The sequence below is a fragment of the Streptococcus oralis subsp. oralis genome, assembly GCF_002096445.1.
GTDB lineage: Bacteria > Bacillota > Bacilli > Lactobacillales > Streptococcaceae > Streptococcus > Streptococcus oralis_N.
This window is the reverse complement of the sequence record NZ_NCUK01000002.1, coordinates 1-281: the sequence shown is the minus strand read 5'-3', so window position 1 is coordinate 281 and position 281 is coordinate 1. Positions and strand designations below refer to the sequence as shown.

The following is a 281-nucleotide window of genomic DNA, read 5'->3' as shown; positions in this document are numbered from 1 at the left end:
TTATCCTTATGACTAGTCTTAACCTTCTCATAAACGTGTTCTGTGTCGCCGTTTGGAAGTTTCTTAGTCTCTACGAAGCGGTAACCTGGAATATCCTTCTTAGGTTGTTCGCCGTCTTCGCTTGGATAACCTGGAATGTCATTGCCTTCCTTATCCTTATGACTAGTCTTAACCTTCTCATAAACGTGTTCTGTGTCGCCGTTTGGAAGTTTCTTAGTCTCTACGAAGCGGTAACCTGGAATATCTTTCTTAGGTTGTTCGCCGTCTTCGCTTGGATAACC

Annotated in this window: 1 protein-coding gene; it reads right to left on the bottom strand. The window is 43.4% G+C overall.

Annotated features, from left to right (window positions below; genetic code table 11):
* On the bottom strand, positions 1 to 281 hold a 281-nt coding region (locus B7721_RS00005; RefSeq protein ID WP_142358565.1), incomplete at both ends, for a MucBP domain-containing protein.